9 protein-coding genes and 7 tRNA genes are annotated in these 12,048 nt (G+C 50.1%); 1 reads left to right on the top strand and 15 read right to left on the bottom strand.

The window, feature by feature from the left end:
- Window position 1 precedes the first annotated feature (1 nt).
- The 4 genes from corC to miaB all read right to left on the bottom strand — a co-directional run bounded on the left by corC (window position 2) and on the right by miaB (window position 4,103).
- The gene (corC, locus tag DT73_RS13020; protein WP_036109461.1) at window positions 2-880 is read right to left on the bottom strand and encodes a CNNM family magnesium/cobalt transport protein CorC; all 879 of its coding nucleotides are present in this window, start codon (window positions 878-880) and stop codon (window positions 2-4) included.
- 102 nt (window positions 881-982) lie between these two features.
- Window positions 983-1,450 (bottom strand): rRNA maturation RNase YbeY, encoded by a 468-nt coding sequence (gene ybeY / locus DT73_RS13015; protein WP_036109458.1) that lies wholly within the window; start codon window positions 1,448-1,450, stop codon window positions 983-985.
- On the bottom strand, window positions 1,447-2,508 hold the full coding sequence (locus DT73_RS13010; protein ID WP_036109454.1) for a PhoH family protein: 1,062 nt from the start codon (window positions 2,506-2,508) through the stop codon (window positions 1,447-1,449). Before DT73_RS13010 ends, ybeY begins: the two co-directional genes overlap by 4 nt.
- Before the next feature lie 170 nt (window positions 2,509-2,678).
- Window positions 2,679-4,103 (bottom strand): tRNA (N6-isopentenyl adenosine(37)-C2)-methylthiotransferase MiaB, encoded by a 1,425-nt coding sequence (miaB, locus tag DT73_RS13005; RefSeq protein WP_036109443.1) that lies wholly within the window; start codon window positions 4,101-4,103, stop codon window positions 2,679-2,681.
- 144 nt (window positions 4,104-4,247) lie between these two features.
- Here miaB and ubiF point away from each other — a divergent pair, with 144 nt between their 5' ends.
- On the top strand, window positions 4,248-5,423 hold the full coding sequence (gene ubiF / locus DT73_RS13000; protein ID WP_036109440.1) for a 3-demethoxyubiquinol 3-hydroxylase: 1,176 nt from the start codon (window positions 4,248-4,250) through the stop codon (window positions 5,421-5,423).
- A gap of 180 nt (window positions 5,424-5,603) precedes the next feature.
- On the opposite strand, the gene DT73_RS12995 is transcribed toward ubiF, so the two are convergent.
- The 11 genes from DT73_RS12995 to nagA form a co-directional block, all read right to left on the bottom strand.
- Window positions 5,604-5,677, bottom strand: a tRNA-Gln gene (locus tag DT73_RS12995).
- A 33-nt stretch (window positions 5,678-5,710) separates the two neighbouring features.
- Window positions 5,711-5,784, bottom strand: a tRNA-Gln gene (locus DT73_RS12990).
- 6 nt (window positions 5,785-5,790) lie between these two features.
- Window positions 5,791-5,867: transfer RNA gene (locus tag DT73_RS12985), tRNA-Met, on the bottom strand.
- A 36-nt stretch (window positions 5,868-5,903) separates the two neighbouring features.
- Window positions 5,904-5,978, bottom strand: a tRNA-Gln gene (locus tag DT73_RS12980).
- Window positions 5,979-6,016: 38 nt separating this feature from the next.
- Window positions 6,017-6,091 (bottom strand) — tRNA-Gln (locus tag DT73_RS12975).
- 20 nt (window positions 6,092-6,111) lie between these two features.
- Window positions 6,112-6,196 (bottom strand) — tRNA-Leu (locus tag DT73_RS12970).
- An 8-nt stretch (window positions 6,197-6,204) separates the two neighbouring features.
- Window positions 6,205-6,281: transfer RNA gene (locus DT73_RS12965), tRNA-Met, on the bottom strand.
- Between the two features lie 580 nt (window positions 6,282-6,861).
- Entirely contained in the window at window positions 6,862-8,526 is a 1,665-nt protein-coding gene (asnB, locus tag DT73_RS12960; RefSeq protein WP_036109437.1) for an asparagine synthase B, read from the bottom strand.
- Between the two features lie 311 nt (window positions 8,527-8,837).
- Window positions 8,838-9,590 carry an HAD-IIA family hydrolase gene (locus DT73_RS12955; protein WP_036109435.1) on the bottom strand — a complete coding sequence of 251 codons (753 nt, stop codon included), beginning with the start codon at window positions 9,588-9,590 and terminating at the stop codon, window positions 8,838-8,840.
- 62 nt (window positions 9,591-9,652) lie between these two features.
- Window positions 9,653-10,873: an N-acetylglucosamine repressor gene (locus DT73_RS12950; protein WP_036109432.1), complete on the bottom strand. Its 1,221-nt coding sequence runs from the start codon at window positions 10,871-10,873 to the stop codon at window positions 9,653-9,655.
- A gap of 7 nt (window positions 10,874-10,880) precedes the next feature.
- Window positions 10,881-12,029: an N-acetylglucosamine-6-phosphate deacetylase gene (nagA, locus tag DT73_RS12945; protein WP_036109431.1), complete on the bottom strand. Its 1,149-nt coding sequence runs from the start codon at window positions 12,027-12,029 to the stop codon at window positions 10,881-10,883.
- Window positions 12,030-12,048 lie beyond the last annotated feature (19 nt).

Raw genomic sequence — 12,048 nt, 5'->3', positions numbered from 1 at the left:
ATTATTCTTCCACTGTAGGCGCCGGAGAGTCATCCGGAATACGGACATGAACCTGAATAATACGGCGGCTGTCAGCCATGGCAACTTTGAACTGGTAACCGTCAATGTCAATCGTTTCGCCACGGGCTGGCAGGTGACCAAATGCCTGCATCACCAGACCACCAATTGTATCCACCTCTTCGTCACTGTATTGCGTGCTGAAGGTGTCGTTAAAATCTTCAATTGAAGCCAGTGCGCGCACGGTCCAGGTGTGACGGCTTAACTGGCGAAAATCGATATCTTCTTCTTCGTCGTACTCGTCTTCAATTTCGCCGACAATCAGCTCGAGGATATCTTCAATAGTAACAAGGCCGGAAACACCGCCGAATTCATCAATAACAATAGCCATGTGGTAACGCTGAGAACGAAACTCTTTGAGCATACGGTCTACACGTTTACTCTCAGGCACCACCACCGCAGTTCGTAACACTTTGTCCATGCTAAATGGCTCAGCATCGCTGCGCATAAACGGCAGCAAGTCTTTTGCCATCAAAATCCCTTCGATGTGATCTTTATCTTCACTGATTACCGGGAAACGAGAGTGTGCGGATTCAATAATGACATCCAGACATTCATCAAGAGGTTGATTTCGTTTGAGGGTGACCATTTGTGAGCGGGGAATCATAATATCGCGAACTCGCTGGTCGGCGATGTCCATTACCCCTTCGAGCATATCCCGCGTATCCTGGTCGATAAGCTCATTTTGTTCAGAATCACGAATTAGCGCCAGCAGCTCATCCCGGTTTTTGGGCTCGCCATGAAAAAGCTGGCTGAGGATCAGGGAAAAGAATCCCTTTTTACTGTGAGGCGTGTCGCTACTGTGTGAATTATCGTCGCTCATGGCGGTGATTTTGGGTTCCTGTATCAGTTTAAAAATAACCGGCCCGGAGCAAACTCATCCGGCCGGCAACCATCTTCATTGAAGAATAACAGCAAAATACCGTTATTCTTTCTCGGAAATGTACGGGTCAGCATAGCCAAGAGCAAGCATTATCTCTGTTTCCAGACTTTCCATCTCTTCTGCTTCGTCATCTTCGATATGATCGTAACCCAGCAAGTGCAGGCAACCATGCACCACCATATGCGCCCAGTGTGCTTCGGTAGTGATTTCCTGCTCCTGTGCTTCGCGCTCGACAACCTGGCGGCAAATCACCAAATCACCCAGCAGTGGCATTTCAATACCTGGCGGGGCTTCAAACGGAAATGACAGCACATTGGTTGGCCGGTCTTTGCCACGGTAAGTATGATTCAGCTCATGGCTTTCAGCTTCATCAACCAGGCGGACAGTGATTTCTGCCTCTTCCTGAAATTGCAGAATAGCTGCATCGGCCCAGCGCTGGAATGCTGCTTCATCTGGCAGCCCCTGGTTGTTCTCACAGGCTAACTGGAGATCGACTATCACCTTGCTCATTTGTGCTCCTGCAGGCTGTTTTGAGCAGCCAGCGCTTCACGTTTACGCTCTTCGGCCAGTTCTGCCTTGCGTTTTTGGTCTGCTTCTTCCCATGCTTCATAAGCATTAACAATACGCGCAACCACCGGGTGGCGTACCACGTCTTCGCTGTGGAAGAAGTTAAAACTTATCTCATCAACTTCAGACAGCACTTCAATTGCATGACGCAGGCCAGATTTGGTATTGCGTGGTAAGTCTATCTGAGTAACATCCCCGGTAATAACGGCTTTGGAGTTAAAACCGATACGCGTCAGGAACATTTTCATTTGCTCAATGGTGGTGTTCTGGCTTTCATCAAGAATGATGAATGCATCATTGAGGGTACGACCGCGCATGTAAGCCAGTGGGGCAACTTCAATAACATTGCGCTCCATAAGCTTTTCTACCCGTTCAAAACCAAGCATTTCAAACAGTGCGTCATACAGTGGCCGCAAATAAGGGTCAACCTTCTGGCTTAAATCGCCGGGCAGGAAACCCAGTTTTTCACCGGCTTCCACCGCCGGGCGGGTCAGCAGAATACGGCGAATCTCCTGGCGCTCCAGGGCATCTACTGCAGCAGCGACAGCAAGGTAGGTTTTACCCGTCCCGGCAGGGCCAATACCAAAGGTAATATCATGATCAAGGATATGGGCAATATATTGCGCCTGGTTTGGCGTGCGCGGTTTAATAACACCGCGTTTGGTCTTGATATTAATGGCTTTACCGTATTCCGGTACACTTTCTGCGGCCTGTTCCAGTACCCGGAACTCTTTGATAGCCAGGTGAATATGCTCGGGATCAATGTCTTTAGTCTGGCCGCGTACCGGGGCGGTATCAACATACAGATGACGCAGAATATCTGCTGCGGCATTGATGACCAGAGTGCCACCGGTCAGTTTAAAATGGTTGTCGCGGCGGTTAATTTCGATACCTAACCGGCGCTCCAGGTGTTTGATGTTGTCATCAAACGGGCCACATAAGCTCAACAGCCGTTGATTGTCTGCCGGCTCCAGCGTTAATTCGCGTGTTTCGATATTCAAACTTATCCTCTGGGTCACACAGGGCCTGTTAGCAAAGAAGATGTACCGCTCATGGGCGGCATGTGAAATTATTCCTGCCCGTAAGGCCGGACACAACACTTAAGGCGGATATGGGGATAGATTGTGAAGAATGCAAGGGGAACTGGCCCCACAAGAGGGCCAGACCGAAATCAGGGTTGCCAGGTACCCACACCCAGTTCATTTTCTTTACGGGTACGGGCAATTACAGACGCCGGAGATTCGGTGATACGCAACCCCATTTCGTCTTCAGTGCGCACCACTTTTCCGCGCAATGAGTTGGGGAAGACATCAACAATCTCGACATCAACAAACTTACCAATCATATCCGGTGTCCCTTCAAAGTTAACCACCCGGTTATTTTCAGTACGCCCTGACAGTTCCATAATATTTTTGCGCGAAGTGCCTTCTACCAGAATCCGCTGTGTAGTACCCAGCATCCGGCGGCTCCAGGCCATTGCCTGTTGGTTAATCCGTTCTTGCAGGATCCACAGGCGCTGTTTCTTCACCTCTTCGCTGACATCATCAACCATATCGGCTGCCGGTGTACCCGGGCGGGCAGAAAAGATAAAGCTGAAGCTCATGTCAAAATTGACATCAGCAATCAGTTTCATGGTCTGTTCGAAATCCTGTTCAGTTTCCCCCGGGAAACCAACGATAAAGTCGGAACTGATTTGGATATCCGGCCGCGCCACGCGCAGTTTACGAATGATGGCTTTGTATTCCAGCGCAGTATGCGTGCGCCCCATCATATTCAGAACGCGGTCTGCGCCACTTTGTACCGGTAAGTGCAGGAAGCTCACCAGTTCAGGCGTATCTCGGTAGACTTCAATGATATCGTCAGTGAACTCAATTGGGTGGCTGGTGGTAAAGCGAATCCGGTCAATCCCGTCAATGGCCGCCACCAGGCGCAGCAGCTCAGCAAATGTGCAGATACCGTCATCAAAAGTTGGGCCACGGTAGGCATTGACGTTCTGGCCTAACAGGTTAACTTCACGCACACCTTGTGCAGCCAACTGGGCGATTTCCAGCAGGATGTCGTCACTTGGGCGGCTGACTTCTTCACCGCGGGTATAAGGCACTACGCAGTAAGTACAGTATTTATTACAGCCTTCCATAATAGAAACGAATGCTGTTGGCCCTTCTGCACGGGGTTCCGGCAGGCGGTCAAACTTTTCGATTTCCGGGAAGCTGATATCCAGCACAGGGCTACGAGTGCCACTGACTTGTTTGATCATTTCCGGCAGGCGGTGCAGAGTTTGTGGCCCAAAAATAATATCGACATAATGGGCACGCTGGCGAATATGTTCACCTTCCTGCGATGCCACGCAGCCGCCAACACCAATGATCAGCTCAGGGTTTTTGTCTTTTAATGTTTTCCAGCGGCCTAACTGATGGAAAACCTTCTCCTGTGCCTTTTCACGAATTGAACAGGTATTCAGCAGCAGAACATCTGCTTCTTCAGCCACTTCGGTCAGAGTAAAACCGTGAGTGGTCTCCAGCAGACTGGCCATCTTCGATGAATCGTATTCGTTCATCTGACAGCCCCAGGTTTTGATATGCAGTTTTTTTGTCATTGACTCATTGCTCAGTTAACGCCAGGAATGCAGGGCGCGTATTGTAATGCTTTGGCGCTGTTGTGACCAGTAGGTGAGAGACAGACAGCGCACTGGATTGAAAATCCGGTACACTTAGCCTATGTGTGCTAAGGATAATTAACCATGACGAATCTATCCACAGACGTTGCGATTATTGGCGGCGGTATGGTTGGGGCGGCACTGGCCCTGGGGCTTGCTCAAAACGGCTTTAGCGTTGCGCTGGTTGAGCAGCAAACGCCGGCTGTTTTTAACCCGGAGTTACCCCCTGATGTGCGGGTCTCTGCTGTCAGTGCTGCGTCCATTGCTTTATTAAACAGCCTTGGTGTCTGGCAGTCTGTTACTGCCATGCGCAGCCACCCCTGGCGCGAGCTGGAAACCTGGGAATGGGATAATGCCCGGGTGGTTTTTTCCGCCGGTGAATTAGGTGTGCCGGTTTTAGGGCATATGGTTGAAAACCCTGTGTTACAACGTGCACTGTGGGATGCCGTTTCGTCTCATCCGGCGGTGACTTGCTTCTGCCCGGCAACATTACGTTCGCTATCCACTGTTGCGAAAGGGCAGCAACTGGTACTCGATTCCGGTGAAGTGCTCACTGCGCGGTTAGTGGTGGGGGCAGATGGCGCGCATTCAAAAGTGCGCGAGATGGCCGGTATCGGTATTCATGGCTGGGAGTATGACCAGGCCTGTATGCTGATTACAGTAAAGCGGTCACAGGAATCAGGAGACCGTACCTGGCAGCAATTCACGCCAGACGGGCCCCGGGCGTGGTTACCGTTAATGGGAAATTACGGTTCAGTTGTCTGGTATGACAAGCCTGCACGCATTCAGGCACTGAATAAAATGCCGCTGGCACAACTGGCGAATGAAATCCGGGCCCATTTCCCTGAGCGTATTGGTGAGACCGAACCGGTTGCCCGGGGAGCATTTCCGCTGGTGCGGCGCCATGCGTGGCGCTATGTCAAACAAGGTGTGGCCCTGATTGGCGATGCAGCACACACTATTCACCCGCTGGCGGGGCAGGGCGTGAACCTTGGTTACCGGGATGTCGATGCACTACTTGATGTGCTGGTTAATGCCCGCAGTTATGGTGAAGACTGGTCATCCAAAAACGTATTGTTGCGTTACCAGGCACGCCGCTACCCGGATAACATATTGATGCAAACCGGGATGGATCTGTTCTATGCCAGTTTCTCTAACCGGCTGGGGCCCGTAAAGTTGGTCCGGAATTTAGGTCTGATGGCGGCAGCGAATGCAGGAAAGGTCAAATCACAGGTGCTGAAATATGCAATTGGTTTGTAGCCGTAACTGATCTCTGTGCCCGGCTGTTGCCGCCGGGCTTTTCTGTGGCTGGTATGATTAAACCAGAGTTCAGTTAACTACATTCAGTTAACTACATTCAGGAAACGGCAGTTCGGTAAGCTATAGTTCGGTAAACTACAGATGCAAAAAAAGCCCGATAAACGGGCTTTTTTTATTGAGTGGCTGGGGTACAGGGATTCGAACCCCGGATGGCGGAATCAGAATCCGCTGCCTTACCGCTTGGCGATACCCCAACAGGTGCGTTACGTATAACGTCTTTTTAAATTTGGCTGGGGTACAGGGATTCGAACCCCGGATGGCGGAATCAGAATCCGCTGCCTTACCGCTTGGCGATACCCCAAGAAAATGGTGGCTACGACGGGAATCGAACCTGTGACCCCAGCATTATGAGTGCTGTGCTCTAACCAGCTGAGCTACGTAGCCAAATTGTACTGCTATTGACCAGCCAAAAAAAACGACTGGCTGGGGTACCTGGATTCGAACCAGGGAATGCCGGTATCAAAAACCGGTGCCTTACCGCTTGGCGATACCCCAACGACTGACGCGTATCCACGCAGGAGTCGCAAAAAAAATGGCTGGGGTACCTGGATTCGAACCAGGGAATGCCGGTATCAAAAACCGGTGCCTTACCGCTTGGCGATACCCCATCCGACAACGCTAACGGAAATGGTGCGGGAGGCGAGACTTGAACTCGCACACCTTGCGGCGCCAGAACCTAAATCTGGTGCGTCTACCAATTTCGCCACTCCCGCAAAAAAGATGGTGGCTACGACGGGAATCGAACCTGTGACCCCAGCATTATGAGTGCTGTGCTCTAACCAGCTGAGCTACGTAGCCATCTTTTTTTCGCGTTACCTTATCGGCGTTGCGGGGCGCATTATGCGTATTGGGCCTTGCAGCGTCAACACATTTTTTCCCGAAAAGTGGCTATGAATGTCTGTTTGACTATCTTGCGAACGACTTGGTGTGATAATCAACAAAATATTACGTTTTTTATGATTTTCCTGGTTAAAAAGCCATCATTATCAGTGGCGAAGTTTTTGGCGTATCTGCCGGTAATCGCCTGAGGAATACGGTATTGCAGAAATGCCTGGTGAGATAACAAACAAAGTGATGAGGGAAATGAACAGAGGAATTAAGCAGGGTGCTTGCGAACGACTCAGCAAATAATAGTAATGGCTTATGTTCGTTTGCTGCCCGCATAAAAAATGCCCGCATATAGCGGGCATTCATATTGATGAAAAAGAAGGAAAAAACGTGGTTTTTCCTTCTTTTTAGTTAGCAGCCGAAAATCAATGAATTGATTTCCCAGACTTTTTATTGGGTGAGAAGCTCTCGTTTTGTGCGGACATGAGGTTTGCCATCAGCCTTAATGCCCGCATATAGCGGGCATTGGCAGTGAAATTGTATAGCAGTGTTATTTATATGCAGACTGGTGCACACCAACAGCACGGCCTGATGGGTCGTTCATCGCTTTGAATGATTCATCCCATTCAATGGCTTTGGCAGAAGAGCAGGCAACTGACGGGCCACCAGGTACACATTCAGCCGCGCTTGGTACCGGGAACAGCTCTTCAAAAATTTCACGGTACAAGTAACCTTCTTTTGACGTTGGCGTGTTGTACGGGAAACGGAAGTGCGCGGTTTCCAGTTGCTGATCGGTAATTTGTTCTGCAGCAACTTCTTTCAGTGTGTCAATCCAGCTATAGCCAACGCCGTCGGAGAATTGTTCTTTCTGGCGCCATGCCACACTGGCTGGCAGGTAGGATTCAAAACATTCACGCAGAATGTGTTTTTCCATTTTGCCGTTACCGCACATTTTATCTTGCGGGTTGATACGCATTGCCACATCGAGGAATTTTTTATCCAGGAAAGGAACACGCGCTTCAACACCCCATGCAGACATGGCTTTGTTCGCACGGGCGCAGTCAAACATATGCAGTGCCTGCAATTTACGCACAGTTTCTTCATGGAGCTCTTTGGCATTGGGCGCTTTATGGAAATAGAGGTAGCCGCCAAATACTTCATCTGAGCCTTCACCGGACAGCACCATTTTGATGCCCATTGCTTTGATTTTACGTGACATCAGGTACATCGGCGTGGAGGCGCGGATGGTGGTGACGTCATAAGTTTCAATGTGATAAATAACATCACGAATGGCATCCAGGCCTTCCTGCACGGTGAAGTGGATTTCATGGTGCACGGTACCCAGGTGGTCAGCAACTTCCTGCGCTGCTTTCAAGTCAGGTGAACCTTCCAGACCAACTGCGAATGAGTGCAGTTGCGGCCACCAGGCTTCGCTGCGTTCCTGATCTTCTACGCGGCGAGCGGCAAATTTTTTGGTGATAGCAGAAATAACAGATGAATCCAGGCCACCAGACAACAGCACGCCATAGGGTACATCGGACATCAAATGGCTTTTTACAGAATCTTCCAGAGCCTGGCGCAATTCGTTTTTGTCCGTCACGTTGTCTTTAACGGCATCGAACTCAAACCAGTCACGCTGGTAGTACTGGCGAATTTCACCGTCTTTACTCCACAGGTAGCTTCCCGGAGGGAATTCGCTGATGGTGCGGCAAACTGGTACCAGGGCTTTCATTTCTGATGCGACATAGAAGTTGCCGTGTTCGTCATGGCCCATATACAACGGGATGATACCAATATGGTCGCGACCAATCAGGTACGCATCCTGTTCGCTGTCGTATAAAGCGAAGGCGAACATACCCTGCAGGTCATCAAGGAATTCCGGGCCTTTTTCTTTATACAGCGCCAGAATAACTTCACAGTCTGAACCCGTCTGGAATGCATAGCGGTCAGCGTATTCAGCGCGCAGAGCCTGGTGGTTGTAAATTTCACCATTGACTGCCAGAGCATGGGTGTGTTCCGGGTTATACAGTGGCTGGGCACCAGCGTTCACGTCCACAATAGACAGGCGTTCATGGGCAAGAATGGCTTTGTCACTGGCGTAAACACCGGACCAGTCCGGGCCACGGTGACGCATCAGGCGGGATAACTCCAGTGCTTTTTTTCGTAATTCAGCCGGGTCGGTTTTAATATCCAGCACACCAAAAATCGAACACATACACTTCTCCGTTTAACCGAACTGGGCGGTGATGTTGTCTTATATATATTGTGCAGCAAACCCTGTTTGCCGCATTCCGTAAGTAAGAAAATGCCCCAATGTGCATAACGGTGCAAGCCTTTTCAGGGTTCAAAAAATAAAAGTTAACCTGCTGCTGCGGAAAAGTGATTTTCTGTATGTTTATTGATTCTGGTATTGACGAATCTCCACTATTTCCTCTGTTTTGTTAGATAAACAATAATTGTGCTGTTTTGGTGCGCAGATAACAAAAACGGCGCATGTGCGCCGTCAGAAGTCGTGGTGGGCGAGAATCAGAGAATGTCTATTTCAGCAACGGAAGGGTAAATCCAGGTTGGGCGGAAAGGCACATTATCTATGTCGTCCATACTGGAAACGCCGGACAAGACCAGAATGGTTTCCAGCCCGGCCTGGAAGCCTGCCAGAATATCAGTGCGCAGGTTGTCGCCGACAATAACCGTGTGCTCAGAATGCGCCTGCATTTTGTTCAGCGCCGAGCGGATTATCCACGGGCTGGGTTTGCCAACATAAAACGGTTTACGCCCGGATATTTTCTCAATACCAGCACACAGTGCACCGCAGGCAGGGTAAAACCCCCGGCCATGGGTGTCCGGGTTAGTGGCAATGAACCGGGCGCCGTTTGCCACAAAATAGGCTGCTTTATGCATCATTTCCCAGTTATAAGACCGGGTTTCACCCACAATGACGAAGTCCGGGTTGATGTCTGTAATGGTAAACCCTGCTTTATAGAGTTCGTGAATCAATGCGCCTTCACCCACGACATAGGCTTTTTTGCCTTCCTGGCGGCGCAGAAAATCTGCAGTGGCCATGGCCGAGGTGTAAAACACGGAGTCTGGCACTTCAATGCCGGCTGCAGAGAACCGGTTAGCCAGATCCTGGCCTGTTTGCGAAGGGTAGTTGGTCAGTAAAACCAGCGGCAAACCTTTATTCATTATGCGCGCCAGAAATTCACTGGCGCCAGGCACGGCGACATTGTCGTGCATTAGCACACCATCAATATCGCAAATCACGTTCTGGATGGTCATTCGATACTCTTTATTAGCATTCTCAAGGGGCTAACTATAGCCTGGAACAGATGAAAATCCTGTTAATTTTCCAACAAACGCTGGAGCAGTGCGCCATTCAGCATGGCGCGTTTAACCAGCGCAAACGCACCAATCGCTGAGCGGTCATTCAGTTGAGAACGAACAACAGGGAGTTTTGTCCGGAATGCATTCAATGCCTGGGTGTTGATACAGGCCTGAATGGTTGGCATCAGTATTTTTTCTGCTTCTACCAACTCGCCAGCGATGACGACTTTTTGTGGGTTAAACAGGTTGATGGCAATAGCTATCGCTTTCCCCAGTTGGCGCCCAACATGTTCAATCACTTCTGTCGCCAAAGTGTCGCCTTTGTTGGCAGCTTTACAGATACTGGCAATATCGCAGTCATCAAGGGATAAACGGCTGGGGTAGCCTTGCTCCAGGCGCTGGCGCACCCGGTTTTCAATAGCGGCGTTGGCGGCAATGGTTTCCAGGCAACCAAAGTTTCCGCAATGGCAACGTTCACCAAGCGGATCGACCTGAATATGGCCAATTTCACCTACGTTGCCATTACGGCCAATAAATATCTGCCCGTTAGAGATAATGCCAGCCCCAGTTCCCCGGTGCACACGCACCAAAATAGCGTCATCGCAGTCGCGGGTTGCGCCAAAATAGTGCTCGGCGAGTGCCAGGCTACGAATATCGTGGCCGACAAAACAGGTGATATTGAATTTTTTTTCCAGTACTGACACCAGCGGCCACTCGTTGACCGGGAGGTGAGGCATATAGCGAACCACACCTGTATCTGGCTCAACAAGCCCTGGGAGTATCACTGAAATAGCAATTAACTCACGGATTTTACGCTGGTTATTGTTGATAAACGTGGCGAGAGTATTCAGCAGCGCATCCTGCAGCGTTTCCTGAGTGCGTTCAGGAAGAGGAAAGTGCTCTTCAGCCAATGACCGGGCACTTAAATCAAACAAAGTCAGTGTGGCATCATGGCGGCCAAGCCGCACTCCGATAGCCTGGAACAGACGTGTTTCAGTAATAATAGAAATAGCACGCCGCCCGCCGGTTGATGCCTGCTGATCGACCTCTTTAATTAACCCGCGCTCAAGTAACTGGCGGGTAATTTTGGTGACACTGGCGGGTGCCAGATGGCTGAGTTCGGCTATCTGAATACGTGAGATGGGGCCTGCCTGATCAATCAGACGGTAGACCGCCGCACTATTCAGTTGTTTAACCAAATCCACATTGCCAATTTGCGCTTGTCCGCCAGTTGTCATGCCTTACTTACTCTGTAACGACCTCGTTACCATTAACGATGGTCTTGATAATATGATAATCACGGGTAAACACGGTTAAATTGGCCACTTTGCCCGGCTCAATTGTCCCAAGATGTTTATCCATGCCTATAGCTCGCGCCGGATAGAGTGTCGCCATCCGCAGTGATTCATCCAGCGCAATGTTAACGTGCTCAACCAGATTGCGTACTCCCTCAATCATAGTCAGTGATGAACCACTCAGTGTGCCGTTTTCATCTACGCAAAGCCCGTCACGATAGTATATTGTTTTACCAGCAAAAATGAACTGGTCGATGTTTGCACCTGCCGGAGCGGTTGCATCAGTCACCAGACATAACTTGTCTTTTTTCACTTTTTTCGCCGTGCGGATGTTCGCAAAATCGACATGCATGCCGTCGGCAATAACACCACACCACACATCTTCTTCATCAAAAATTGCGCCTGCCAGGCCAGGCTCACGCCCAGTGATATATGGCATGGCGTTAAATAAATGCGTAGCAAAGGAGATACCAGCACGGAACCCAGCTTTGGCTTCACGCAACGTGGCATTGGAATGCCCGGCGGAAACCACAATACCTGCACTGACTAATTGCTTAATTACTGCTGCCGGTACTTTTTCCGGAGCGAGCGTAATTTTGGCAATGACATCGGCATTCTGGCACAGAAAATCAACCAGTTGGCTTTCCGGTAACCGAATGTAGTCCGGGTTATGTGTGCCTTTTTTCTTGATATTTAACCAGGGGCCTTCGAGATGCAGTCCAAGCGCCTGGTTCTGGTGTTTATTCAGATAATCACGCATCACATTAACCCCCTGCATCATCAGGGTGTCGCTGCAAGTGATAAGCGTAGGCAGGAAGCTGGTACAACCGGATTTTTCGTTGGCTGCCTGCATGATTTCCAGCGTCTTAACGCTGACTGCTTCTGCTGTGTCGTTGAACTGTACGCCACCACAACCATTGAGCTGCACATCAATAAAACCAGGGGAAATAATGGCGCCGTTCACCGCGTGCCGGGCAAGTGTGTCGGGCAACTCGGACTCAGGACAGATACGGTCAATCAGACCATTGGCAATGACCACAGCATGGCCATCGAGAACTTCTCGGCCGGTATAAATCCGGCCCTGGGTTAAAGCGTACATAATTTCCCCCGGTTAATAG

This window comes from Mangrovibacter sp. MFB070 (genome assembly GCF_000705335.1).
GTDB lineage: Bacteria > Pseudomonadota > Gammaproteobacteria > Enterobacterales > Enterobacteriaceae > Mangrovibacter > Mangrovibacter plantisponsor.
This window is presented reverse-complemented; position numbering and strand designations above follow the sequence as displayed.